The following is a 25,129-nucleotide window of genomic DNA, read 5'->3' as shown; positions in this document are numbered from 1 at the left end:
GTTATCCTTCGATCGTCAGCGCTTCGTTCACGAGCGCCTGTTGTTGGGCTTTGTGTTGGCTGGCCAGGCCCGTGGCGGGCGAGGCGGATGTGGCGCGGCCGACGTAACGCGGCCGTTGATGCTTGGCCCCGATGCGGGTCAGCGCCCATTCGATGTTGGGTTCGAGGAAGGTCCAGGCGCCCTGATTCTTGGGTTCTTCCTGGCACCAGACCATCTCGGCGGTCTTGAAGCGTTCCAGTTCCTTGACAAGGCTGATCGCCGGGAACGGATAGAACTGTTCGATCCGCAGCAGATAGACATCGTCGATGCCGCGCGCGTCGCGTTCCTCGAGCAGGTCGTAATAGACCTTGCCCGAGCACAGCACGACGCGGCGGATCTTGTCATCGGCCACCAGTTTGGTGTCCGAGTTGCCCTGTTCCGCATCGTCCCAGAGGACACGGTGAAAGCTGGACCCGGTTGTGAAATCCTCGGTGCGGCTGACCGCCAACTTGTGGCGCAGCAGCGATTTCGGGGTCATCAGGATCAGCGGTTTGCGGAAGCTGCGGTGCAACTGCCGGCGCAGGATGTGGAAGTAGTTGGCCGGGGTGGTGCAGTTGGCGACGATCCAGTTGTCCTGGCCGCACATCTGCAGGAAGCGTTCCAGCCGCGCCGAGCTGTGTTCGGGGCCCTGTCCCTCGAAGCCGTGCGGCAGCAGGCAGACAAGGCCGGACATGCGCAGCCATTTGCTTTCGCCCGAGCTGATGAACTGGTCGAACATGATCTGGGCGCCGTTGGCGAAATCGCCGAACTGGGCCTCCCACAGGGTCAGCGCGTTGGGTTCGGCCAGCGAGTAGCCGTATTCGAACCCGAGCACCGCGTATTCCGACAGCATCGAGTCGATGACATCGTACTGGGCCTGACCGGCGCGGATGTTGTTGAGCGGGTAGTAACGCTCTTCGGTCTCCTGGCTGATCAGGCCGGAGTGACGCTGGGAGAAGGTGCCGCGGGTGCTGTCCTGACCGGAAAGGCGGACCGGATACCCTTCCGTCAGCAGCGAGCCGAAGGCCAGCGCCTCGCCGGTGGCCCAGTCGAAGCCCGCGCCGCTGTCGAACATCTCTTTCTTGGACTCGAGCAGGCGGCCGACGGTGCGGTGCAGCGCGAAACCCTCCGGCACCGAGGTCAGCGCGCGGCCGATCTGTTCCATGGTCTCGGGGGCGATGGCGGTTTCGCCGCGCACGTATTCCTCGCCCTCGCGGTTCAGGTGCGACCAGCGCCCGTCCAGCCAGTCGGCCTTGTTCGGCTTGTAGTCCTTGCCGGCCTCGAACTCCTCGTTCAGGTGGGCCTGGAACGCGGCCTTCATGTCCTCGATCTCGCCCTCGGGGATCAGCCCGTCCCGCACCAGCGTCTCGGTATAGAGGCTGAGCGTGGTCTTGTGGGTCTTGATCCGCTTGTACATCACCGGGTTGGTGAACATCGGCTCGTCGCCTTCGTTATGGCCGAAGCGGCGATAGCAGAAGATGTCGATGACCACGTCCTTGTGGAATTTCTGGCGGAACTCGGTGGCGACCTTGGCGGCGTGGACCACCGCCTCGGGGTCGTCGCCGTTGACGTGGAAGATCGGCGCCTCGACCATCAGCGCGAGGTCGGTGGGATAGGGCGAGGAGCGCGAGAAATGCGGCGCGGTGGTGAAGCCGATCTGGTTGTTCACCACGATATGCATGGTGCCCCCCGTGCGGTGGCCGCGCAGGCCGGAGAGGCCGAAGCCCTCGGCCACGACGCCCTGGCCGGCAAAGGCGGCGTCGCCGTGCAGCAGCACCGGCAGAACCTGGGTGCGGTCGGTATCGCCGAGCTGGTCCTGTTTGGCGCGGGCCTTGCCCAGCACGACGGGGTTCACCGCCTCGAGGTGCGAGGGGTTTGCGGTGAGCGACAGGTGCACCTTGTTGCCGTCGAATTCGCGGTCGGAGGAGGCGCCGAGGTGGTATTTCACGTCGCCGGATCCGTCCACGTCCTCGGGTTTGAAGCTGCCGCCCTGAAATTCGTTGAAGATGGCGCGATAGGGTTTCGCCATCACGTTGGCCAGCACGTTGAGCCGGCCCCGGTGCGGCATGCCGATGACGATTTCCTTGACGCCGAGGGCGCCGCCACGCTTGATGATCTGCTCCATCGCCGGGATCAGCGCCTCGCCGCCGTCGAGGCCGAACCGCTTGGTGCCCATGTATTTGACGTGGAGGAATTTCTCGAAGCCCTCGGCCTCGACCATCTTGTTGAGGATCGCCTTGCGCCCCTCGCGGGTGAATTTCACCTCTTTGCCGAAGCCTTCGATCCGCTCCTTGAGCCAGGCGGCCTCTTCGGGGTTGGAGATGTGCATGTATTGCAGCGCGAAGGTGCCGCAGTAGGTCCGTTTCACGATGTCGACGATTTCACGCATGGAGGCGACCTGAAGCCCCAGCACGTTGTCGATGAAGATCGGCCGGTCCATGTCGGCCTCGGTGAAGCCATAGGTGCGCGGATCCAGCTCGGGGTGCGGGGCGTTGGCGCGCATGCCCAGCGGATCGAGATCGGCGACCAGATGGCCGCGGATGCGGTAGGCGCGGATCAGCATCAGCGCGCGGATCGAATCCAGCACGGCGCGTTTGATGGCGTCGTCACTGACCGGAACGCCGGCCTCTTTCGCCTTGTCGGCGATCTTCTTGCCCGCGGCCTTTGACTCGTCCGCCGGCCATTCGCCGGTCAGCGCGCCGGTGAGATCGTCGTTCGGGGCGGGCGGCCAGTCGGCGCGCGCCCAGGAGGCGCCCTGTGCCTCGGCCTTTACGTCCAGTTCGGCATCGCCCAGCTGACGAAAGAACTCGGCCCAGGCGGCATCCACCGCGGCCGGATCGCTGGCGTAGCGGGCGTAGAGCTGTTCGAGATACTCGGCATTTGCCCCCTGCATGAAGGAGGAGGCGTGGAACTGGTCGTTGGGGGAATGCTCGGTCATTGTGCTACCTCTGGCGGGCTGGCGCGCTGAAAGTCGGGGGAAACGGCGGGGAGAATGGAGGGGCGGGCGCCGCGGCCACGTGCCCCGCAATGGGGGCCGGCGCGGCGGACATATGGGGGGAAGGACCACGGACGGCCCCGAACGGCATCGGGGCCGGAGCTCGGCCGGAGCCACCGCTCGGGGGCGGCCGCCGGGGATGGGTCTTGCGCGGTTTCGTCTGGCATGCGCCAGTCTCCCAGGGATCGCGCCGCCGGAGATGGCGGCGCCACGCTTCAGAGAGCGGGCGGCGTCAGGACAGCCGCCCGCTCCAGTGTCTTAGCCGATGGCCTTGAGCACGGCTTCGCCCAGGCCCGCGGGGCTGTCCGCCACCACGATACCGGCCGATTTCATCGCCTCGATCTTGTCCTCGGCGCCGCCCTTGCCGCCGGCGACGATGGCGCCCGCGTGGCCCATGCGGCGGCCCGGAGGGGCGGTGCGGCCGGCGATGAAGCCGGCGACCGGCTTCCAGCGGCCCTTTTTCTTCTGCTCGGCGAGGAACTCGGCGGCCTCTTCTTCGGCGGAGCCGCCGATTTCGCCGATCATGATGATCGACTGCGTCTCGTCATCGTCGAGGAACATGTCGAGCACGTCGATATGCTCGGTGCCCTTGATCGGGTCGCCGCCGATGCCGACAGCGGAGGACTGGCCCAGACCGATGTCGGAGGTCTGCTTGACCGCCTCATAGGTCAGCGTGCCGGAACGGGACACGACGCCGACGCTGCCGCGCTGGTGAATATGGCCGGGCATGATGCCGATCTTGCAGGCGCCGGGGGTGATGACGCCGGGGCAGTTCGGGCCGATCAGGCGCGACTTGCTGTCGATCAGGGCGCGTTTCACCTTCATCATGTCGAGCACCGGAATGCCCTCGGTGATGCAGACGATCAGCTCCATCTCGGCGTCGATCGCCTCGAGGATCGAGTCGGCGGCGAAGGGGGGCGGCACATAGATGACGGTGGCGTTGGCCTCGGTCACATGTTTGGCCTCATGGACCGAGTTGAAGACCGGCAGGTCCAGGTGGGTGGTGCCACCTTTGCCCGGGGTGACGCCGCCGACCATTCTTGTGCCATAGGCGATGGCCTGTTCGGTGTGGAAGGTGCCCTGCGAGCCGGTCAGGCCCTGACAGATGACTTTGGTGTTTTCGTCGACCAGTACGGACATTTTATTGTTCCTCGAAGTGCGACCTGACAAAGTCCGCGACTTCGGACTCTATCGAGGTGATCTTGTTGAGTGCGTGTGTGTAAAGGAGTTTTCCGGCCGCAGGCTCCGGCGCCGCCTCGTCGTCGTCGCGTCGCGGGGCGATCTGATCGAGCGTCAGCGCGCGCGCGGGGGCGGCGCCGACGATCTTCACGTCGAGCACGAGTTCCTTGTGCTCGCCGGGGCCTGTCTTGTTGGGGAGGCTTTCGATCCGGGCATCCAGGACGGTGCCGCGCGCGGCAAGCCCGTGCCCGCCGGACCCTTCCGAGGTCCAGACGAAGATTTCCTCTCCGGTTCGGGCCACCGACTGTTTGTACGGGCGCGCATGGATCTGCGCGACACCGTTTTCGTCGACGGTCAGCGGAGGGTCGATTTTCGCGATCAGCGACATCCCTTAGCCCTTCACGGCCTTCACGATCTTTTCGGCCCCGTCGCTGAGATTGTCGGCGGCGATGACGTTCAGACCGGAGTTCGCGATGATCTCCTTGCCCTTTTCCACGTTGGTGCCCTCAAGCCGGACCACCAGCGGAACCTGAAGGCCGACCTCTTTGACCGCGGCGATCACGCCCTCGGCGATCACGTCGCAGCGCATGATGCCGCCGAAGATGTTGACCAGGATGCCTTTGACGTTGGGATCGGAGGTGATGATCTTGAACGCCTCGGTCACCTTCTCCTTGGTGGCGCCGCCGCCGACGTCGAGGAAGTTGGCCGGTTCCGCGCCGTAGAGCTTGATGATGTCCATTGTGGCCATCGCCAGGCCGGCGCCGTTCACCATGCAGCCGATCTCGCCATCCAGCGCGATGTAGTTCAGGTCGTATTTGCTGGCTTCGAGTTCTTTGGGATCTTCCTCGGTGGTGTCGCGCAGTTCGGCGATGTCGGGGTGGCGATAGATCGCGTTGCCGTCAAAGCCCAGCTTGGCGTCGAGCACCTTGAGGTTGCCGTCGGTCATGACGATCAGCGGGTTGATTTCCAGCATCTCCATGTCCTTCTCGACGAAGGCTTTGTAGAGGTTGCCCATCAGCGCGACGCATTGCTTGACCTGCGGGCCCTTCAGGCCCAGCGAGAAGGCGATGCGGCGGCCGTGGAACGGCTGGTAGCCGGTGGCCGGATCGACGGAGAAGGACAGGATCTTTTCCGGGGTGCTGGCGGCGACCTCTTCGATGTCCATGCCGCCCTCGGTCGAGCAGACGAAGGAGATGCGGGATGTCACGCGGTCCACCAGCAGCGCCAGGTACAGCTCGGTGGTGATGTCCGAGCCGTCCTCGATATAGATGCGGTTCACCTGTTTGCCGGCCGGGCCGGTCTGGTGGGTGACCAGGGTCTTGCCCAGCATCTGCTTGGCCATCTCGGCGGCCTCTTCGACCGATTTGGCCAGGCGCACACCGCCCTTGTCGCCGGCTTCGGCCTCCTTGAACTTGCCCTTGCCGCGACCGCCGGCGTGGATCTGTGCCTTGACGACCCAGAGCGGACCGTCGAGTTCGCCTGCGGCGGTCTTAGCGTCTTCGGCCTTCAGCACCGGGCGGCCGTCGGACACCGGCGCGCCGTAGCTGCGCAGAAGCGCCTTGGCTTGGTATTCGTGGATGTTCATGGATAAACTGTCCCGTCTGGCTGCGATTTAGGCCTGTATAGGCATGTCCGGACGCCGCAGTTAAGGGGCTTTTGGCCTGTGGAAAAGGTTTGGGCGCAATTTAGCGCAGAATGTGATCACACGTGAAAAATCTGTGATCACATTCGGGGAATCATGCCTGAATGTGAATATGTGGAAAGGAATCAAACCGCTTGCCCGGGCCGGTGCAGGGACTGCCCCGATGTGGACCGCAGGACGGGGAATCAGGGCGCCGGTCGCCGCCGCGCCGGGGGCGGGGCGGCTGGCGCGCCAACCTTGTCCGCGGTCCTGCGGCGGCAACGGAGACAGCAGGGCCTTACAGCGTTGCGGATCATGCGATCATCCCATCGTCCATACGTCAATGGCAAGGCAACGCCGGCGGAAGGATCCGGCAGGCGGGCACATCGACTTGACGCGGTGTCAAGTAACCGCTATTCAGCCGCGATAACCGCTTGTCGTGGTGTCAAGGTGATTCCGGCAAGCTCATGCAGACAGGAGGGCGTATGACGCATTCTTTTTGGACCAATTTCATTCTGTTTCTGGCCGGGGCGGTTGCCGCCGGAATCGGGCTGGCCGGGCTGATCTGGCCGGTGGCATTTCACGCAAGCTCGGGCATCGTGCTGGGCGACAACCCAAGCCTGATGAGCGAGGTGCGGGCGCCGGCGGCGGCGCTGCTGGTGGCGGGCGGGTTTATTCTGGCATCGGTGCGGGTTGCGCGCTGGCGTCCGGCGGCGATCCGGGTTTCGGCGGCGGTCTATCTGACCTACGGGCTGGCCCGGGTGTACAGCATCGCCGTGGACGGGGCGCCGGACGGCATGCTGCTGATGGCGGCGGCGGTCGAGCTGATCATCGGCGGGATCTGCGGAATGATGATCCTGAGATCGCGGGCGGCGACCTGAGCCGCCGGACCAGAGCCGACAGAGGCCCGAGACCGGCCGGACAAAAAACAGGGCCTGCCGATTGCGGCAGGCCCTGTTCGACTGAAGGCTGAGGGCTTTTAGGCCAGCGAGCCGTCGATGCCCTTGCAGGCCTCGACCAGGCCTTTGACGGCCTTGACCGAGTTGTCGAACATCGACTGCTCTTCCTTGTTGAGCTTGATCTCGACGATCTTTTCGATGCCGCCGGCGCCGATCACGGTGGGCACGCCCACATACATGTCCTTTACGCCCAGTTCGCCGTCGCAATAGGCGGCGCAGGGCAGAACGCGTTTTTGGTCTTTCAGATAGGCTTCGGCCATTTCGATCGCCGAAGTGGCCGGTGCGTAGAAGGCCGAGCCGGTCTTCAACAGGCCGACGATCTCGGCGCCGCCGTCACGGGTGCGCTGCAGGATGCTGTCCAGCTTCTCCTGCGTGGTCCAGCCCATCTCGATCAGGTCGGGCAGCGGGATGCCGGCGACAGTCGAATAGCGGACCGAGGGAACCATGGTATCGCCGTGGCCACCCAGAACGAAGGCGGTGACGTCCTTCATCGAGACGCCGAATTCCAGGCTGAGGAAGTGGCGGAAGCGGGCCGAGTCCAGCACGCCGGCCATGCCGCAGACCTTGTTCGCGGGCAGGCCCGAGAATTTCTGCAGCGCCCAGACCATCGCGTCGAGCGGGTTGGTGATGCAGATCACGAAAGCGTCGGGGGCATGTTTGCCGATGCCCTCGCCGACCGACTTCATGACCTTGAGGTTGATGCCGAGCAGGTCGTCGCGGCTCATCCCCGGTTTGCGCGGCACGCCGGCGGTGACGATGCAGACATCTGCGCCTGCGATGTCCTCATAGGACTGGGTGCCCCGCAGCGCGGCATCGAACCCCTCGGAGGGGCCGGATTCGGCGATATCGAGCGCCTTGCCTTCGGGCGTGCCTTCGGCAATGTCAAAGAGGACGACGTCGCCAAGTTCTTTCAGCGCGGCAAGGTGTGCGAGCGTGCCGCCGATCTGACCTGCGCCGATCAGGGCAATCTTGGGTCTGGCCATGGAAAATATCTCCGGTCCGGTTGGAAGTGCGCGTTGCCTAGTGCTTAACGGGCGCGCGCGCAAGGCTTACGCGCGGGCCGATGCCGCAGTGCGGCGCGGCGCAGGCTGTGACTATGGATGGGAAAACGCCGAAAACCCGGCGTCTTAAGAGGAATCAGGATGCTGGAACTGGATGCGGGCTTTTTCGCCATTGCGGCGCCGGCCGTGCTGTTCGCGGGGGTCTCCAAGGGTGGCTTTGGCTCTGGTGCGGCCTTTGCCTCGTCGACGATTCTGGCGCTGGTCCTTGAGCCGGGTCAGGCGCTGGGGGTGATGCTGCCGCTGCTGATGCTGATCGACCTGGCCTCGCTCAGGCCCTACTGGCGGCGCTGGAGCTGGCCCGACGCGCGGCTGTTGCTGCTGGGCGGGGTGCCCGGCGTGGTGTTGGGGGTGGCGCTGTACCGGGTGGCGGATGCCGATGTGATGCGGCTGCTGATCGGTGGCATCTCGGTGCTGTTCGTGGTCTGGCAGCTTGGCCAGCGGGGCGGCTGGATCCACCCGTTCCGCGACAGGCTGCCGGGTTGGGCCGGGCTGCTGGCGGGGGTGGTGACCGGGTTCACCAGTTTCGTCAGCCATGCGGGCGGGCCGCCGGCGGCGGTCTATCTGCTGTCGCAGCGGCTGGACAAGACCCGGTATCAGGCCAGCACGGTGCTGATCTTCTGGGTGCTGAATATCGTGAAGTTCGTTCCCTATGCCTGGCTGGGCATGTTCACCTGGCAGACGGCGGCGGCGAATCTGGCGCTGACGCCCTTTGCGCTGATCGGCACCTGGCTGGGCGTGCGGGCGCACAGCATCGTGCCCGAGCGGGTATTCTTCGGGCTGACCTATGTGCTGCTGCTGGCGACCGGCGGCAAGCTGATCTGGGACGGGCTGGTGTAGGGGGCGTTTTGTCCCCCCCTGTCTCCCGCCCCGGTCCCTCCGGGCCGCTGTCGCGCGTTTAACAGAGAGTCGCCGAGAGAGCCGGGCGCGGCCTGCGCCGGAGCGGGCGCGCGGCGGGTTCTGCGCCTCGTCCGGGTCGGCGATTGCTGCGATGCGGCGATTTCCTCTTGAATTTTCCGGAAAAGAATGCCCCTTTCCGGCGCAACATTATGACCCGAGGAGAGATTCATGGACCCCCGCTCGCGCCCCTACCGTTCCGTCCTTTATATCCCCGGCTCCAAGCCGCGCGCACTGGACAAGGCCCGCAGCCTGCCGGTCGATGCGATCATCTTCGATCTGGAGGATGCGGTTTCGGCCGATGAGAAGGACAACGCCCGCGACACGCTGAAGGCGGCGCTGGCCGAGGGCGGCTATGGCGCGCGGGTCAAGATCGTGCGGATCAACGGGCTGGACACCCCCTGGGGCGCCGACGATGCCCGCGCGGTGGGCGAAATGGACGCCGATGTGGTGCTGTTGCCCAAGGTCGGCTCGGCATCGGACATCGACGCGCTGGCGGCGATCACCGGCGATCTGCCGGTCTGGGCGATGATGGAGACGCCGCGCGGCATGCTGAACGCCGCCGGGATCGCCGCGCATCCGCTGCTGACCGGCATGGTGATGGGCACCAACGATCTGGCCAAGGAGTTGCAGACGCGGTTCCGGCCCGACCGGCTGCCGATGATGGCCGGCCTCGGCCTCTGCCTGCTGGCGGCCAAGGCCGAGGGGTTGATCATTGTCGATGGCGTCTACAACGCCTTCAAGGACGACGAGGGGCTGGCGGCCGAATGCGCGCAGGGCCGCGACATGGGGTTCGACGGCAAGACGCTGATCCATCCGGCACAGGTGGATGTGACCAATGCCGCCTTCGCCCCGTCCGAGGCCGAGATCGACCTGGCGCGGCGCAAGATCGCCGCGTTCGAGGCGGTCGAGGCCTCGGGGCAGGGGGTGGCGGTGGTCGACGGCAAGATTGTCGAAAACCTGCATGTTGTCACCGCACGGGAAACTCTGGCAAAAGCAGAGGCGATAGAGGCGCTGCAAGCGGGGTAGCCAGCGATGGGTTTTGGTCTTTTGATTCTGGGCGTGGCACTTTGGTGGGCCGGGCATTTGTTCAAGCGGGTGGCGCCGGCGCGCCGCGCCGCCATGGGCGACAAGGGCAAGGGCGCGGTGGCGCTGGTCCTGTTGGCCGCCGTGATCCTGATGGTCCTTGGCTATCGCATGGCTGACGGCGCGTTCTTCTGGGGGCGGCACCCGGCCACAGTGGGGATCAACAACGTGCTGATGCTGGTGGCGCTGTACCTGACCTCGCCGGGTCCGTCGAAGGGGGCGCTGCTGTACCGGATGCGGCATCCGATGCTGACCGGCGTCCTTTTGTGGGCGGCGGCGCATCTTCTGGTCAACGGCGATGTGCCGTCCTTTGTTCTGTTCGGCGGACTGGGGCTGTGGGCGATCGTCGAGATGGCTGTGATCAACCGGGCCGAGCCCGGCTGGACCGCGCCGGGCAAGGGCAGCCTGGGCAAGGATGTGATGTTCCTGGCAATCAGCGCCGTGCTGTTGGTGGTGATCGGCTACATTCACCTCTGGCTCGGCTATCCGGCGTTCGGGTGAGGAACGGCATGAGCACGCTTTACCGTCTGCTGACCGAGGACGACACCTCGGCGTTCTGCCACAAGGTCAGCAAGGCGCTGGCCGAGGGGTGGGAGCTTTACGGCGATCCCACCTATACCTTTGACGCGGCGCGCGGCGTGATGCGCTGCGGCCAGGCGGTAACCAAGCAGGTCGAGGCCGCCTATACCCCCGACATGAAACTAGGAGCGCAGTGATGGCCCAAAGCCAGCAAAAGACCAATGCGGGCCGGTTTTTCGAGGATTATGCGGTGGGCCAGACGCTGGTCCATGCGGTGCCGCGCACCGTCTCGGGAGGCGAGCGGGCGCTTTATCACGCGCTGTATCCGGCGCGCCATGCGCTCTATTCCTCGGATACTTTCGCGCAGTCCTGCGGGCTGCCTTGCAGCCCGATCGACGATCTGGCGGCCTTTCACCTGGTGTTTGGCAAGACGGTGCCGGATGTCTCGCTCAACGCGGTGGCGAACCTGGGCTATGCCGAGGGGCGCTGGCTGAAGCCGGTCTATCCCGGCGACACGCTGCGGGCGGTCTCCGAGGTGATCGGAGTGAAACAGAACTCCAACGGCAAGACCGGGGTGGTCTGGGTGCGGACCCGGGGCCTGAATGAGACCGGCGAGACGGTGCTGGAATATGTGCGCTGGGTGATGGTGCGCAAGCGCGACCCGCAGGCGCCGGCGCCGGAAACCGTGGTGCCGGAACTGGCGGCGGCGGTTGCGCCCGATCAGCTGGCGATCCCCGAGGGGATGGAGTTCGAGGATTACGATTTCGCGCTGGCCGGCGAGGCGCATCGCTGGGGCGACTACGAGATCGGCGAGCGGATCGACCATGTGGACGGCGTCACCATCGAGGAAGCCGAGCATATGATGGCCACGCGTCTTTGGCAGAACACCGCCAAGGTGCATTTCGACCTGAGCGTCCGCCCGGAGGGACGGCTGATCTATGGCGGCCATGTGATCAGCATGGCGCGCGCGCTGTCGTTCAACGGGCTGGCCAACGCGCAGATGATCGTCGGGCTGAACGCCGGGGCGCACGCCAATCCCTGTTTCGCCGGCGACACGGTCAAGGCCTGGTCGGAGGTGCTGGACAAGGCCGAGACATCGGCGCCAGGGGTCGGCGCGATACGGCTGCGGCTGGTGGCGACCAAGGGCGGCGCGCCCTTTGATCTGCGCGGCGCGGATGGCAAATACCTGCCGCATGTGCTGCTCGATCTCGACTACTGGGCCTTGATGCCGATGTGATCGCGGCGCCGGCCGCGCCGGTTCGGACGTCGGCACGGCAACAACCGGGCGCACGGGGCGAGACTCAGCGCGGCGCGCCCGGCGCGGTTTTCAGGCCGGATTTGACCGGCGACCGGATTTGTGATCACGCGCCGGTTTCATGTGATCACAAATTGAATTTTTCTGCGTCGCCGCATCGGGATTTCACGAATTTTGTCCCGCTGCGACGTGACAGACGCGAAAAAAGGCGTAAAAACGGGCGCAGCCAACCGGAAAAGGAGCCAACATGGCCGATGTTAATCGGGGCAATCGCCCGCTTTCGCCGCACCTCTCGATCTATCGCCCGCAGCTGACCGCCATCACCTCGATCCTGACGCGGATCACAGGCAATGCGCTGATCGTTGCGGCGCTGCTGATCGTCTGGTGGTTCCTTGCCGCCTCGACCTCGCCAGAGTATTTCTCCCTGGCCGATGCGGTGATCACAAGCTGGTTCGGGGATCTGGTGATGGTCCTGTCGCTCTGGGCGCTGTGGTATCACACGCTGGCGGGGATCCGGCACCTGATCTGGGACAATGCCAAGATGCTGGAAATGGAAACCGCAACCAAGCTGGGCTGGGCGGTCGTCATCGGCTCGGTCCTGCTGACGCTCATCACCGTCGCTGTCATCTGAGGAGGCCCTCCATGCGTTACATTACCGACCGCAAGCGCGTCGACGGCCTGGGCGCCGCCAGATCCGGCGTTCATCATTTCTGGGTCATGAAGGTCAGCTCGGTCGCGCTGCTTGGGCTGATCCCGCTGTTCGTCTTTACCTTTGGTCCGATGCTGGGCCGGCCCCATGACGAGGTGATCGCCTATTTCGCGCAGCCGTTCCCGGCCATCGTCGCGGCGCTGACCATCCTGGTGAGCTTCCGCCACTTCAAGGACGGGGTTCAGGTGCTGATCGAGGATTACGTCCACGGCTGGAAACAGCGGGCCCTGATCATCGCCACGATCCTGCTGAGCTATTCGGCGGCGGCCGTGGGTCTGTTTGCCATCGCCCGCATCGCGCTCTAACTCCGAACGGGAGACACAAGACAATGGCTGCATACGAATTTGAGACCCACGAATACGACGTCGTGGTTGTGGGCGCCGGCGGCGCCGGGCTGCGTGCGACGCTGGGCATGGCCGAACAGGGGCTGCGCACCGCCTGCGTGACCAAGGTGTTCCCGACCCGCTCGCATACGGTGGCGGCGCAGGGCGGCATCGCCGCCTCGCTGTCCAACATGGGGCCCGACCACTGGCAGTGGCACATGTTCGACACCGTCAAGGGGTCGGACTGGCTGGGCGATACCGATGCGATGGAATACCTTGCCCGCGAGGCGCCCAAGGCGGTCTACGAGCTGGAGCACTATGGCGTGCCGTTCAGCCGGACCGAAGAGGGCAAGATCTATCAGCGCCCGTTCGGCGGCCACACCACCGAGTTCGGCGACGGCCCGCCGGTGCAGCGCACCTGCGCCGCCGCCGACCGCACCGGCCATGCCATCCTGCACACGCTTTATGGCCAGAGCCTCAAGAACAACGCGGAATTCTACATCGAGTATTTCGCCATCGACCTGATCATGTCCGAGGACGGCGTCTGTCAGGGTGTGGTGTGCTGGAAGCTCGATGACGGCACCATGCATGTGTTCAACGCCAAGACCGTGGTGCTGGCCACCGGCGGCTATGGCCGGGCCTATTTCAGCTGCACATCGGCGCATACCTGCACCGGTGACGGCGGCGGCATGGTGGCGCGCGCGGGTCTGCCGCTTCAGGATATGGAATTCGTTCAGTTCCACCCGACCGGCATCTATGGCGCCGGCTGCCTGATCACCGAGGGCGCGCGCGGCGAGGGCGGGTATCTCACCAACGCCGAGGGCGAGCGGTTTATGGAGCGTTATGCGCCCCAGTACAAGGATCTGGCGCCGCGCGACTATGTCAGCCGCTCGATGACGATGGAGATCCGCGAAGGCCGAGGTGTCGGCGAGCATGGCGATCATATCCACCTGAACCTGAGCCACCTGCCGGCCGAGGCGCTGGCGGAACGGCTGCCGGGGATCTCGGAAAGCGCCAAGATCTTTGCCGGTGTCGATGTCACCAAGGAGCCGATCCCGGTTCTGCCGACGGTGCATTACAACATGGGCGGCATTCCGACCAACTACTGGGGCGAGGTGCTGAACCCGACGGCCAAGGATCCCAACGCCGTCGTGCCGGGCCTGATGGCCGTGGGCGAGGCCGGCTGCGCGTCGGTGCACGGCGCCAACCGCCTTGGCTCCAACTCGCTGATCGACCTGGTGGTGTTCGGCCGCGCCGCCGCGATCCGCGCCGGCAAGGTGGTCGACCCCGAGGCGCCCAACCCGGAACTGAACCGCCCCTCGATCGACAAGGCGTTCGACCGGTTCGACGGGCTGCGCCATGCCAAGGGCAACATCCCCACCGCCGAACTGCGGCTGGAGATGCAGCGCACCATGCAGGCCGACGCGGCGGTGTTCCGCACCGACGAGACGCTGAAGGAAGGCGTCGAGAAGATGACCGCGATCGCCGCCAAGGTGGACGATCTGGCGGTTACCGACCGCAGCCTGGTGTGGAACAGCGACCTGATGGAAACGCTGGAGCTGACCAACCTGATGCCCAACGCGCTGGCCACCATCCACGGCGCCGAGGCACGCAAGGAAAGCCGCGGCGCGCACGCGTCCGAGGATCATCCGACGCGCGACGACGAGAACTGGCGCGTGCACACGATCAGCCGTGTCGAGGGCAACCAGGTCACGCTGACACATCGCCCGGTGATCGTCGATCCGCTGACCACCGAGGCCGAAGGCGGCATCGCGCTGAAGAAGATCGCGCCCAAGGCGCGGACCTTCTGAGGGCGGCGCAAATGGGGCACCGGGCCGGGTTCAGCGCAACATCGACACCGCCTTGCCATCGGCAGGGCGGCGGGTGCGCGCGGCCATGGTGAGCCCCGAGCGCCCCGTTTCGCCGCGCGCGGGCGCGGGCGCCGGATCGTCCCGCCCGGGATTGTCCCGGCCGGTGCATTTCGTGGCGCCGGATCCGGCCACCTGGCCCGAGCTGAAATCCGGCGACGGGGCCGAGATCGCGCCGGAGCGGCTGGCCGAGATCTGTATCAACAGCGCCGATTGCTGGGTGCTGCGCAGCTATTACGAGCTGCGCCGCGCCGGGTATGAGGTGACCTTGTCGGACAGGCCGCGCGCGGATGCGGTGAATATCGGCGATATTTATGCGCTGGGCCGCACGGTGCGCGGCTGGACCGCGTTCTTTGTCATTCCGCGCGGCGACGGCCACGAGCCGGAGCTGGCCAATTTCACCCTGTTGCAAAACGCCGGATCGACCTCGACCAGGCCGTTCGCGACGGTGCCGCTGTGGTCGCAGCCGGGGCTGATCGCGCGCGATCCGGACCGCGGCGAGCGGATCGAGACCGTGTCCTTCAAGGGCGCCGCGGTCAATCTGGACCCGGCCTTTCAGAGCGATGCGTTCCGCGCCGCGCTGGCGGGCGAGGGGGTGCGGCTGGAGATCGGCGTGCCGAGCGAGGGCGCCGGTGGCCGGGCCTGGGCCGATTACCGCGAGACCGACCTGATTCTGGCGGTGCGCAACCTGACCGAGTACGACGCCGCGCGCAAACCGGCCAACAAGCTGGTCAATGCATGGTGGGCCGAGGTGCCGGCGCTGCTGGGCCCCGAGCCCGCCTTTGCCGAGGTCGGCACATCGCCCGAGGATTATATCGAGGTGCGCCGTCCGGAGGATGTGATCGCGGCGATCCGGGCCTTCCGGCAGGCGCCCGGCAGCTATGCGGCCATGGTCGAGCGCGGCCGCGAAAAGCGCACGGCCTTCAGCAATGCCAGGCTGGTTGCGCGTTGGGTCGAGGTGCTGAACGGCCCGATCGCCGCGGCGTTCGACCGCTGGCAGGCGCGGTCCCGGCTGCGCCGGATGCTGAGCGTGATGAAGATGTTCCTGATGGAGCCGTTGAGCAAAAGGCGGCATCAGGGCAATTTCAGCCAAGGACGGAGAATTCTCGATGTGTGACACCACCAGCCGCAACCGGCGCAGTGTCCTGTAAACGCCGATTGCATGCCCCCTGATCCCCCTTTGACAGGGCGCGGGGCCTGACTGAAGATAACGAAAGGTCGTGACATGGTACAATTCACTCTTCCCAAGAACAGCCGGATCACCACCGGCAAGACCTGGCCGAAGCCGGAGGGGGCCAAGTCCCTGCGGACCTTCAAGATCTACCGCTGGACCCCCGACGACGGGCAGAACCCGCGTGTCGACACCTATTTCCTCGACATGGACAAATGCGGACCGATGGTTCTGGACGCGCTGATCAAGATCAAGAACGAGATCGATCCGACGCTGACCTTCCGCCGCTCCTGCCGCGAGGGGATCTGCGGCTCCTGCGCGATGAACATCGACGGGATCAACACGCTGGCCTGCATCTATGGCCTCGACGAGATCAAGGGCGATGTGAAGATCTATCCGCTGCCGCATATGCCGGTGGTCAAGGACCTGATCCCCGACCTGACCCATTTCTATGCCCAGCACGCCAGCATCATGCCCTGGCTGGAAACCAAGACCAACCGCCCGGCGAAAGAGTGGAAGCAGTCGATCGAGGACCGCAAGAAGCTTGACGGTCTTTACGAATGCGTGATGTGCGCGTCGTGCTCGACCTCCTGCCCGAGCTACTGGTGGAACGGCGATCGGTATCTGGGCCCGGCCGCGCTGCTGCATGCCTATCGCTGGATCATCGACAGCCGCGACGAGGCCACGGGCGAGCGTCTGGATGCGCTGGAGGATCCCTTCAAGCTGTATCGCTGCCACACCATCATGAACTGCACCAAGACCTGCCCCAAGGGTCTGAACCCGGCCAAGGCGATCGCCGAGATCAAGAAGCTGATGGTCAAGCGCGCGGTCTGAGCGGCGCCGGTGGATCCGACCTCTGGCGTGGTGGTGTTGGCCGGGGCGGCGGGGCTTTCCCTGCCGCTCGGCGGCGCGCTGGCATGGATCGCCTATCGTCACGAGACGGCGTTCACCGAACCGGTGATGCACGCGCTGATCGCCTTTGGCGGCGGCGCGCTGCTGTCGGCGGTGGCGCTGGTGCTGGTGCCCGATGGGGCGGCGATGCTGCCACCCTGGTTGGCGCTGGGGCTGCTGTTCCTGGGCGGGATCGTTTTCTATCTGCTCGATCTGCGTCTGGAGCGTGGCGGCGGCAACGGCGGTGCGCTGCTGGTGGCGATGCTGCTGGATTTCCTGCCCGAGGCGCTGGCGTTGGGCGCCCTGCTGGTCACCGAGGCGGCGACCGCCAGACTGCTGGCGCTGATGATCTTTCTGCAGAACCTGCCCGAGGGGTTTTCCGCCTTTGGCGAGATATGGCGCCATGGGGTGGCGGCCCGGCCGCTGCTGCTGGCCTTTGCCCTGCTGGCGGGACTTGGGCCGCTCTGCGCCCTGCTGGGGATGTGGTTTCTGGTCGAGATGGATGCTGTTCTTGGTGCGATCATGATCTTTTCCGCCGGTGGCATCCTGTATCTGTTGTTCCAGGACGTGGCCCCTGCGGCCCGGACCCGCGACAGCAGCGCACCGGCGCTTGGCGCGGTGCTGGGGTTCGGGCTGGGGCTGGCCGGGGCGCTGGTCATCGCGTGATGCAGCAAGCGCATGGCAAGATTGCGTTTTTGTCCGATGCGGCAGTGCAGCATTGGCCTTAGGTTATGCCGCAGGGAGGGCCTCTGATATTGCCGGAGCGACCCATGTACGACAACGCGCATACCCCCGAAATCGCCGCCAGTGCCATTGCCGAGCGCAAGGCGCAGGCCGCGCTGAAAACCCTTGAAGAAGCCTGGGCCTATTTCACGCCCGAGGCGCTGCCGGTCGAGGCCGAGGCCGATCCGGCGCAGGAGTTGTTTCAGTACCACGCCGCCGCCTGACCGCCTGCTGGCAAGTGTCCCGCCCCTGCAATAGAACGGGCCCCGGACCGAAAGGGAGGGGCCCTTGCCTGTATTGCTTCTGATCCTTCTGGCCGGGGTGCTGGCCTATTTCATCTGGCGCCATCGCAGCAGTTCGCTCAGCCGCGACTGCCGCTGGCGGCAGGACCGTGCGCGCGGCGTCTGGCGCTGCGCCGCCTGCGGCGGCGAGATACCCGGGACCGGCCACGGCCCGCCGCGGTTATGCCTGAAAAACCACAGCTGACAGCATTCGGAAAAAAACGAGTCTGTTGTGATTTTCCCTCTTGATCGACTCGGGGTTTGGCCCGATATGCGCGATCAAGACGCCAACGCACGCGCCTCTGGCGAAAGGGGTTCCAAAGTCCCCTATGGTTACGTAGCGACGGTAACGTCTCCTTTTGAAGTGAGCGGTCTGCGCCGGGAAACCGGAATGGCCGGGTCTGATGGAGATGACCATGAACGCATACGTAACCGAGTTTTCGGTCGCTAAAGACGTGCGCCCGCACGCCCGCATCGAAAATTTCATCCGCTCGACGCAGTTCGACCACCCGACGCTGGTTCTGGACGTGGATCGCGTCGCCGATCAGTATCACGCGCTGAAGGCCGGTCTGGGCCGTGCGCGCATTCACTATGCCGTCAAGGCCAACCCGGCCCGCGAGATCGTGGAGCGCCTGGTGGGCCTCGGTTCGGGCTTTGACGCGGCCTCGCGCGCCGAGATCGAGCTGTGCCTGTCGCTGGGCGCGCATCCCGAGAATATCTCGTTCGGAAACACCGTGAAAAAGGCGCGCGACATCGAGTTCGCCTTTCACGCCGGCGTCACCCTGTTTGCCGCCGATGCCGAGGAAGAGCTGGAGAAGATCGCCGAATCCGCACCCGGATCGCGGGTCTATATTCGCCTGATCGTCGATGCGTCCGAGGCCGACTGGCCGCTGAGCCGAAAGTTCGGCTGCGCCCGCGACAAGGCGATCGGGCTGATGGATTACGCCGTCTCGCTGGGGCTGGCCCCGGTGGGCCTGTCGTTCCACGTGGGCAGCCAGACCCGGCGGGCCGAGATGTGGACCACCACGCTGGATCAGGTGGCGGCCGTCTGGCACGCCGCCCGCGACGCGGGGCATGCGCTGGAGCTGCTGAACATCGGCGGCGGGTTCCCGGCCTACTACGGCGAGGAGATCGAGGGCCCGACCGCCTATTCGGCACGGGTGATGGAGCTGGTGACGGAGCGGTTCGGCGACGTGCCGCATGTGATGGCAGAACCGGGCCGCGGGCTGGTGGCCGAGGCTGGCATGATCGCCGCCGAGGTGCTGCTGGTGTCGCGCAAGTCGGACAGCGATCTGCACCGCTGGGTTTATCTGGACATCGGCAAGTTCTCGGGGCTGGCCGAGACCATGGACGAGGCGATCCGCTATCAGTTCGTGACCGAGCGCGATCACGAGCCGATGGGCGCCTGCATCCTGGCCGGCCCCTCCTGCGACAGCGCCGACGTGCTTTATGAAAAGCGCCCGGTCGAGTTGCCGCTGGGGCTGAAATCCGGCGACCGCATCCTGATCCGCAACTGCGGCGCCTATACCTCGACCTACGCCAGCGTCGGCTTCAACGGCTTTCCGCCGCTGGACGTGGTGGTGATCTGAGCCAGGCGGCCCCGCCCGAACGGGCGGGGCTGTTTCCGGGCGGTTCCCGGGGCGTTGCCCCGTCGCCCTGTCCGGTCCGCCGCCCCCCGGGAATCGTTGCGGTGAAAGGATGACGAGGCGAGGTTGGGCGCTTGCATGTCGGGGCGCGGCGCGGTTTTCTCGGCGGAACAGACGGAGGCCCGCCATGACCCAAGCGCCACAAGACGCCGATGCCCGCCGTGCCGTTGCGCCGGTGATCTGTTATCCGGGTGACAGGCTGCCGCCGCCCGATCCGGCGCTCTACGCGCGGGCGCGGGCCGGGGCGGAAAAGGTGGCCGAGGTGATCGCACCGCCGCGCGAGGCCGCCGCCTTTGCCGTTCCGGCCGGGCAATTCTTTCGCATCTCCAGTATCGAGGGGCCGCAGGTGGGGGATCTGAACCTGTGGAACGCCCATGACCTCACCGAGCGGTTCTATTCCGGCAAGACCCGGGCGCTGCATGGGACGCATGTGACCACCGGCGAGCGGTTGTGGAGCAGTTTCCCCGCGCTGCGGCCGATGGCGACCATCGTTGAGGACACGCTGGGCTGGTATGGGATCGATGAATTCGGCGGCTCGGTGCATGATGTGATCGGCACCCGCTGCGATCCCTACACCCATAATCTGCTGTCGGGCGGGCAGTATCACCATTGCTGCCATTCCAACCTGACCCGCGCGCTGGCCGATCACACCGGTCTGTCGCTGGCCGAGGCGGAGCGCCATGTCCATGACGTGCTCAATGTCTTTATGTGCACCGGCTTTACCCGCGATACGGGGCAGTATTTCATGAAGGCAAGCCCGGTGCGGCCGGGCGATTATCTGGAGTTCTTTGCCGAGATCGACCTGCTGGGTGCGCTCAGCGCCTGCCCGGGTGGCGATTGTTCGGCGGAGCATTCCAGCGATGCCGCCACCTGCCATCCGCTGCTGATCGAGGTCTTCGCGCCGCAGGAGGGGGCGCTGGAGGGCTGGGCATCGCCGCCGGTCAACGGCTACGACCGCAGCCACGGGCGCTGACCCGGCTGCACGCCCACTGCACGGCCCCGTGCACATCGGGTGCAGGGGCGGTGCACATGCTTTTTCGCGCCAGCGCGCTTTAGCGGGCGTCGGGGAACGCGGCGTTCAGCGCGATTTCCACCATGTCGCCAAAGCTGCTTTCCCGATGCTCGGAGGCCAGCGCCTCGCCGGTGATCAGGTGGTCGGAGACCGTCAGCACCGCCAGCGCGCGGCGGCCATAGCGGGCGGCCAGCATATAGAGTTCCGCGGCCTCCATTTCCACCGCCAGGATGCCATGGCGCACCATCTGTTCGTTCAGATCGGGCCGTTCGTCATAGAAGGTGTCCGACGAATAGATGCCGCCGACATGGGTGCGGGTGCCCTTTGCCTCGGCCGCCGCGACGGCCGCGCGCAACAGCGACCAGTCGGCGCCGGGGGCGAAATTCACCTCGCGGAAGATGGTGGAGGAGGGGGAGGTCACCGTGCTGGCCGTCATCGCCAGCACCACGTCGCGCAGACCCACGTGATCCTGCATTCCGCCGCAGGAGCCGATGCGGATCAGGGTCTGCGCGCCATAGTCGCGGATCAGTTCGTTGACGTAGATCGACAGCGACGGCATGCCCATGCCGCTGCCCTGTATGGTGACCGGATGGCCGTTCCAGGTGCCGGTAAATCCCAGCATGCCGCGCACCGCATTGACCTGCCGCACATCCGACAGAAATGTCTCTGCCGCCCATTTCGCGCGGTAGGGATCGCCGGGCAACAGGACCGTTTCGGCAATGTCACCGGGCGCGGCACCAATATGAATTGTCATTTTGAGACCGCGTGGCTCTCAGATTTCCATATCGGTGATATCGGCGCCCCGGCTCAGGGCGTCATGAACCCATTGCGGTTTGCGCCCGCGTCCCGACCAGGTTTGTTCGTGGTTGTCCGGGTTGCGGTATTTCGGCGGTGTCTTGGGTTTTTTCGTCGCGCCGCGCGCCGCCGCGTCGGTGGAGAGTTCCGACAGCGAGAAGCCGAATTCCGCCGCAGCCTTTTCCGCCGCTTTCAGGGCTTCGCGTCTTTCGCGTTGCTCGGCATCTTTAAGGGCCTTTTCGACGTCTTTCTGGAGCTGAAGCAGCTCCTTGCGAGTCATGGAAGTCAGATCAAGCGCCATGGCATTCCCCTGTAAATCATCGGTGCGCCATCCCTATGGTCGGCGCATTCCAATTACAATAGCGATAATCATGGTGCCGGTCAGCGCCAAAATTCAGAACCTGGATTATTCCGCCGCAATTCTTTCCGGATCCACCAGTGTCACGATATCGCCCATAATGGTATTTAGCTCGAAATCCTTCGGTGTGTAGATTTTTGCCACACCCATTTTGCGTAATTTTTCAGCATCGTCCTCGGGAATGATTCCGCCGACGATAACCGGGGTCTTCCCAAGGCCCGCCGCGCGCATGCGGGTCATCACATCCTCGACCAGAGGAATGTGGCTGCCGGACAGGATCGAAAGGCCGACCACATGGGCGTTTTCGCTTTGCGCCTTTTCGACGATTTCCTGCGGGGTGAGGCGAATCCCCTCATAGGAAATGTCCATGCCGCAATCGCGGGCGCGGAAGGCGATCTGCTCGGCGCCGTTGGAATGGCCGTCAAGACCCGGTTTGCCGACGAGAAATTTCAGCCGGCGGCCCAGTTTGTCGCTGACCGCATCGACGGCCTCGCGCAGATCCTCCAGCCCCTCGGTTCTGTTCGAGACCGAGCCGGACACGCCGGTGGGTCCGCGATAGGTGCCATGGACGGTGCGCATCTGCTCGGCCCATTCGCCGGTGGTGGCGCCGGCCCTGGCGGCGGCGATCGAGGGTTCCATGATGTTGCGCCCCTCGCGCGCGGCCTCGCGCAGGGCGGCGAGGGCGGCCTGAACCGCCGGCTCGTCCCGCTCGGCGCGCCAGGCGTTCAGCCGGTCGATCTGATCCTGTTCCACCGCCGGGTCGACCGTCATGATGCCGCCATCGGCGCTCATCAGCGGCGAGGGCTCGGTTGTGGTGAACCGGTTCACGCCGACGACCACGGTTTCGCCGGCCTCGATCCGGCCCAGCCGTTCGGCGTTGGACTCGACCAGCCGCGATTTCATGTAGTCGATCGCCTGGATCGCACCGCCCATGCTGTCGAGATTGGCCAGTTCCGCCCGCGCGCCCGCTTTCAGCGCCTCGACCCTGGCGTCGACCGCCGGGTTGCCGTCGAACAGATCCTCATATTCCAGCAGATCGGTCTCATAGGCCAGGATCTGCTGCATCCGCATCGACCATTGCTGGTCCCAGGGGCGCGGCAGGCCCAGCGCCTCGTTCCAAGCGGGCAATTGCACGGCGCGTGCGCGGGCCTTTTTGCTGAGCGTCACAGCCAGCATTTCGATCAGGATGCGGTAGACGTTGTTTTCCGGCTGCTGTTCGGTCAGGCCAAGCGAGTTGACCTGCACGCCATAGCGGAAGCGGCGGAATTTCGGGTCGGTGACGCCATAGCGTTTTTCGCAGATCTCGTCCCAGAGATCGACAAAGGCGCGCATCTTGCACATTTCTGTAATGAAGCGGATCCCGGCATTCACAAAGAACGAGATGCGTCCGACCATGGCCGGAAAATCCTCGGCCGGGACGCGGGGGCGCAATTCGTCCAGTACCGCGATGCCGGTCGCCAGCGCAAAGGCCAGCTCCTGCTCGGGCGTCGCGCCGGCCTCTTGCAGGTGATAGGAGCAGACATTCATCGGGTTCCATTTCGGCACATGAGTATAGCAATACTCGGCCACGTCGGCGATCATCCTGAGCGAGGGCTTCGGCGGGCAGACATAGGTGCCGCGCGAGAGGTATTCCTTGATCAGGTCGTTCTGCACCGTGCCCTGCAGTTTCGAGATGTCGGCGCCCTGTTCCTCGGCCACCGCGATATAGAGCGCCAGCAGCCAGGGGGCGGTGGCGTTGATGGTCATCGAGGTGTTCATCTGGTCCAGCGGGATCTGGTCGAACAGCATCCGCATGTCGCCCAGATGCGAGACCGGCACGCCGACCTTGCCGACCTCGCCGCGCGCCAGGGTGTGGTCGCTGTCATAGCCGGTCTGGGTCGGCAGGTCGAAGGCCACCGAAAGCCCGGTCTGCCCCTTGGCCAGGTTGCTGCGATAGAGCGCGTTCGAGGCCCGGGCGGTGGAATGGCCGGCATAGGTACGGATCAGCCAGGGACGGTCGGTCTGGCGGGGTTTCTGCGTCTGCGTCATCGGGAACCTCTCAAGTCGGGGTCGCAAGATTATTTCGCTTTGCTGTTCTAAATCGTAATTATCGACGCATGTCAATTCGCTGCATTGCGGCATCGCGGGGCGCCCGGCCGGCTGCGGCGGCGGCGCCACTTTTGCCGCCATCTTGTGCACGCGCCCCTTTCCCGCCGGGCCAGGTTGCGGCAAGGCTTGCACATGACCAAGGCTGTCGAACTCCCGCTGTGGCTGTTTGCGCTGATCGTGCTGTTCGCGGCGGTCACCTTTGCCTCGCATTTCCTGTTTCCGTCGGTGCGCTGGTATTTTCGCCGCCGGCTGGAGCGGGCGGTGGCGCAGCTGAACCAGCGGCTGGACCGGCCGATCCAGCCGTTCAAGCTGACCCGGCGCTTTGATATGATTCAGCGGATCATCTACAATCCGCAGGTCAGCCAGGCGATCGCCGACCATGCCCGCGCCGAGGGCATCCCCGAGAACGTCGCCTTCCAGCAGGCGCGCCGCTATGCGCGCGAGATCGTGCCGTCGTTCTCGGCCTCGCTCTATTTCGGAGTCGCGATCAGGGCGGCGCGGTTCCTGAGCAACGCGCTTTATCATGTGCGGCTGCGGCAGCTGGACGAGCCCGCGTTGCGCGCCATCGATCCCGAGGCGACGGTGGTGTTCGTGATGAACCACCGCAGCAACATGGATTACGTGCTGGTCACCTATCTGGCGGCGGACCGCTCGGCGCTGGCCTATGCGGTGGGGGAATGGGCGCAGGTCTGGCCGCTGAGCCGGCTGATCCGCGCGATGGGGGCCTATTTCATCCGGCGCAGGTCGCGCAACGATCTCTATCGTGCGGTTCTGGCCTGCTATGTGCGGCTGGCCACCGGCGCCGGCGTGACCCAGGCGATGTTCCCCGAGGGCGGGCTGAGCCTGACCGGCGGGCTGATGCCGGCCAAGCTGGGGCTGCTGAAATACATCACCGCGGGGTTCGATCCGGAGGGGCGCGACGTGGTCTTTGTCCCGGTGGCGCTGAACTATGACCGGGTGCTGGAGGACCGGATCCTGATCGCCGCCAGCATGGGGACCGGGCGCTGCTTCAATGCCCGTATCGGGGTGATCGCGGGGCATGTGCTGCGACAGCTCTGGCTGTGGCTGACCGGACGTTATCGTCGGTTCGGCGATGCGGTGGTCACCTTTGGCCCGCCGCTGTCGCTGCGCGCGCTGCGGGCGGAGCGGTCGGGCGACGTGACCGAGGTGCTGGCGGACCGGCTGATGCGGCGGATCGCCGATGGCGTGCCGGTGCTGCCGGTGCCGCTGGTGGCCTGGCTGTTGCAGACCCACGGGGCGATGACCCGGGCCGAGATCGACGCCCGCGCCGCTGCCGCGCTGGCCAGCCTGCCAGCCTCGACCGTAGGCCGGCTGTGCGCCGATCCGCATGCCGCGACCGGGGCCGGGTTGCGCGCATTGAGCCGGCAGGGGGCGTTGCGGCAGGATCAGGGGCGTTACGTCCCCGATGCGCAAGGCGGTGACCTGTTGCGGTTCTACGCCAATTCGATCCGGCACCTGATGCCGGGCGATGTGCCCGGAAATGGGTTGGGGGCCGAGCCGGAGGCCGCGCCGGGGGATGGGTAGGGGACGTCCAGCTCATTCTGCGGGCGCGAAGGTCTTTCTGCGGTCGCAAAGTCATAAAATTACAAAAACACACCAATTCAATGTTGCAATGTTGCGCGGCTGTTTCTATCCCATCCTGAGAGCCGCGATTCT

The 25,129-nt window shown here is 65.4% G+C and carries 25 protein-coding genes; 17 read left to right on the top strand and 8 right to left on the bottom strand.

Annotated features, from left to right (window positions below):
* Window position 1: 1 nt before the first annotated feature.
* The 4 genes from E1832_RS19350 to sucC form a co-directional block, all read right to left on the bottom strand.
* On the bottom strand, window positions 2-2,956 hold the full coding sequence (locus E1832_RS19350) for a 2-oxoglutarate dehydrogenase E1 component (RefSeq protein WP_133361424.1): 2,955 nt from the start codon (window positions 2,954-2,956) through the stop codon (window positions 2-4).
* Between the two features lie 315 nt (window positions 2,957-3,271).
* Window positions 3,272-4,153 (bottom strand): succinate--CoA ligase subunit alpha, encoded by an 882-nt coding sequence (sucD, locus tag E1832_RS19345; RefSeq protein WP_133361423.1) that lies wholly within the window; start codon window positions 4,151-4,153, stop codon window positions 3,272-3,274.
* A gap of 1 nt (window position 4,154) precedes the next feature.
* Window positions 4,155-4,580, bottom strand: a complete 426-nt coding sequence (locus E1832_RS19340; RefSeq protein ID WP_133361422.1) for a hypothetical protein — start codon at window positions 4,578-4,580, stop codon at window positions 4,155-4,157.
* A 3-nt stretch (window positions 4,581-4,583) separates the two neighbouring features.
* Window positions 4,584-5,777: an ADP-forming succinate--CoA ligase subunit beta gene (gene sucC / locus E1832_RS19335; protein WP_133361421.1), complete on the bottom strand. Its 1,194-nt coding sequence runs from the start codon at window positions 5,775-5,777 to the stop codon at window positions 4,584-4,586.
* 521 nt (window positions 5,778-6,298) lie between these two features.
* On the opposite strand from sucC, the gene E1832_RS19330 reads away from it, so the two are divergent.
* Complete coding sequence (locus E1832_RS19330; protein ID WP_165978932.1) at window positions 6,299-6,694, top strand: DUF4345 domain-containing protein; 396 nt, start codon at window positions 6,299-6,301, stop codon at window positions 6,692-6,694.
* A gap of 98 nt (window positions 6,695-6,792) precedes the next feature.
* On the opposite strand, the gene mdh is transcribed toward E1832_RS19330, so the two are convergent.
* Entirely contained in the window at window positions 6,793-7,755 is a 963-nt protein-coding gene (gene mdh, locus E1832_RS19325; RefSeq protein WP_133361419.1) for a malate dehydrogenase, read from the bottom strand.
* A gap of 159 nt (window positions 7,756-7,914) precedes the next feature.
* On the opposite strand from mdh, the gene E1832_RS19320 reads away from it, so the two are divergent.
* The 15 genes from E1832_RS19320 (at window position 7,915) to E1832_RS19255 (ending at window position 20,172) form a co-directional block, all read left to right on the top strand.
* Window positions 7,915-8,670 carry a sulfite exporter TauE/SafE family protein gene (locus E1832_RS19320; RefSeq protein ID WP_133361418.1) on the top strand — a complete coding sequence of 252 codons (756 nt, stop codon included), beginning with the start codon at window positions 7,915-7,917 and terminating at the stop codon, window positions 8,668-8,670.
* Between the two features lie 228 nt (window positions 8,671-8,898).
* Window positions 8,899-9,756, top strand: coding sequence for an HpcH/HpaI aldolase/citrate lyase family protein (locus tag E1832_RS19315; RefSeq protein WP_133361417.1), 858 nt, complete (start codon window positions 8,899-8,901; stop codon window positions 9,754-9,756).
* 6 nt (window positions 9,757-9,762) lie between these two features.
* Window positions 9,763-10,314, top strand: a complete 552-nt coding sequence (locus E1832_RS19310) for an NnrU family protein (RefSeq protein WP_133361416.1) — start codon at window positions 9,763-9,765, stop codon at window positions 10,312-10,314.
* An 8-nt stretch (window positions 10,315-10,322) separates the two neighbouring features.
* Window positions 10,323-10,529 carry a DUF1737 domain-containing protein gene (locus tag E1832_RS19305; RefSeq protein WP_133361415.1) on the top strand — a complete coding sequence of 69 codons (207 nt, stop codon included), beginning with the start codon at window positions 10,323-10,325 and terminating at the stop codon, window positions 10,527-10,529.
* Window positions 10,529-11,569 carry a MaoC family dehydratase gene (locus tag E1832_RS19300; RefSeq protein ID WP_133361414.1) on the top strand — a complete coding sequence of 347 codons (1,041 nt, stop codon included), beginning with the start codon at window positions 10,529-10,531 and terminating at the stop codon, window positions 11,567-11,569. Before E1832_RS19305 ends, E1832_RS19300 begins: the two co-directional genes overlap by 1 nt.
* Window positions 11,570-11,834: 265 nt before the next feature.
* Window positions 11,835-12,218 (top strand): succinate dehydrogenase, cytochrome b556 subunit, encoded by a 384-nt coding sequence (gene sdhC, locus E1832_RS19295; protein WP_133361413.1) that lies wholly within the window; start codon window positions 11,835-11,837, stop codon window positions 12,216-12,218.
* An 11-nt stretch (window positions 12,219-12,229) separates the two neighbouring features.
* Window positions 12,230-12,601: a succinate dehydrogenase, hydrophobic membrane anchor protein gene (gene sdhD, locus E1832_RS19290; RefSeq protein WP_133361412.1), complete on the top strand. Its 372-nt coding sequence runs from the start codon at window positions 12,230-12,232 to the stop codon at window positions 12,599-12,601.
* Window positions 12,602-12,624: 23 nt separating this feature from the next.
* Window positions 12,625-14,430, top strand: coding sequence for a succinate dehydrogenase flavoprotein subunit (gene sdhA / locus E1832_RS19285; protein ID WP_133361411.1), 1,806 nt, complete (start codon window positions 12,625-12,627; stop codon window positions 14,428-14,430).
* Between the two features lie 85 nt (window positions 14,431-14,515).
* The gene (locus tag E1832_RS19280; RefSeq protein WP_133361410.1) at window positions 14,516-15,604 is read left to right on the top strand and encodes a glycosyltransferase; all 1,089 of its coding nucleotides are present in this window, start codon (window positions 14,516-14,518) and stop codon (window positions 15,602-15,604) included.
* Window positions 15,605-15,712: 108 nt separating this feature from the next.
* Window positions 15,713-16,492 carry a succinate dehydrogenase iron-sulfur subunit gene (locus tag E1832_RS19275; RefSeq protein ID WP_133361409.1) on the top strand — a complete coding sequence of 260 codons (780 nt, stop codon included), beginning with the start codon at window positions 15,713-15,715 and terminating at the stop codon, window positions 16,490-16,492.
* Between the two features lie 9 nt (window positions 16,493-16,501).
* Window positions 16,502-17,215 (top strand): ZIP family metal transporter, encoded by a 714-nt coding sequence (locus E1832_RS19270; RefSeq protein ID WP_206021079.1) that lies wholly within the window; start codon window positions 16,502-16,504, stop codon window positions 17,213-17,215.
* A 104-nt stretch (window positions 17,216-17,319) separates the two neighbouring features.
* A complete protein-coding gene (locus E1832_RS22600) occupies window positions 17,320-17,496 on the top strand; it encodes a hypothetical protein (RefSeq protein ID WP_165978928.1) in 177 nt (58 codons plus the stop codon).
* A gap of 64 nt (window positions 17,497-17,560) precedes the next feature.
* Entirely contained in the window at window positions 17,561-17,758 is a 198-nt protein-coding gene (locus E1832_RS19265) for a hypothetical protein (RefSeq protein ID WP_133361408.1), read from the top strand.
* Window positions 17,759-17,969: 211 nt separating this feature from the next.
* Window positions 17,970-19,142, top strand: a complete 1,173-nt coding sequence (locus E1832_RS19260; RefSeq protein ID WP_133361407.1) for a type III PLP-dependent enzyme — start codon at window positions 17,970-17,972, stop codon at window positions 19,140-19,142.
* A 184-nt stretch (window positions 19,143-19,326) separates the two neighbouring features.
* A complete protein-coding gene (locus E1832_RS19255) occupies window positions 19,327-20,172 on the top strand; it encodes an urea carboxylase-associated family protein (RefSeq protein ID WP_133361406.1) in 846 nt (281 codons plus the stop codon).
* Window positions 20,173-20,251: 79 nt separating this feature from the next.
* On the opposite strand, the gene deoD is transcribed toward E1832_RS19255, so the two are convergent.
* The 3 genes from deoD to E1832_RS19240 all read right to left on the bottom strand — a co-directional run bounded on the left by deoD (window position 20,252) and on the right by E1832_RS19240 (window position 23,392).
* The gene (gene deoD, locus E1832_RS19250) at window positions 20,252-20,965 is read right to left on the bottom strand and encodes a purine-nucleoside phosphorylase (RefSeq protein WP_133361405.1); all 714 of its coding nucleotides are present in this window, start codon (window positions 20,963-20,965) and stop codon (window positions 20,252-20,254) included.
* An 18-nt stretch (window positions 20,966-20,983) separates the two neighbouring features.
* A complete protein-coding gene (locus E1832_RS19245; protein WP_133361404.1) occupies window positions 20,984-21,307 on the bottom strand; it encodes an H-NS histone family protein in 324 nt (107 codons plus the stop codon).
* Window positions 21,308-21,412: 105 nt separating this feature from the next.
* Complete coding sequence (locus tag E1832_RS19240; RefSeq protein WP_133361403.1) at window positions 21,413-23,392, bottom strand: protein meaA; 1,980 nt, start codon at window positions 23,390-23,392, stop codon at window positions 21,413-21,415.
* Between the two features lie 192 nt (window positions 23,393-23,584).
* On the opposite strand from E1832_RS19240, the gene E1832_RS19235 reads away from it, so the two are divergent.
* Window positions 23,585-24,997 carry a 1-acyl-sn-glycerol-3-phosphate acyltransferase gene (locus tag E1832_RS19235; protein WP_133361402.1) on the top strand — a complete coding sequence of 471 codons (1,413 nt, stop codon included), beginning with the start codon at window positions 23,585-23,587 and terminating at the stop codon, window positions 24,995-24,997.
* The last annotated feature ends 132 nt before the right edge of the window (window positions 24,998-25,129 follow it).

This window comes from Antarcticimicrobium luteum (assembly GCF_004358185.1).
Taxonomy (GTDB): domain Bacteria; phylum Pseudomonadota; class Alphaproteobacteria; order Rhodobacterales; family Rhodobacteraceae; genus Antarcticimicrobium; species Antarcticimicrobium luteum.
This window is presented reverse-complemented; position numbering and strand designations above follow the sequence as displayed.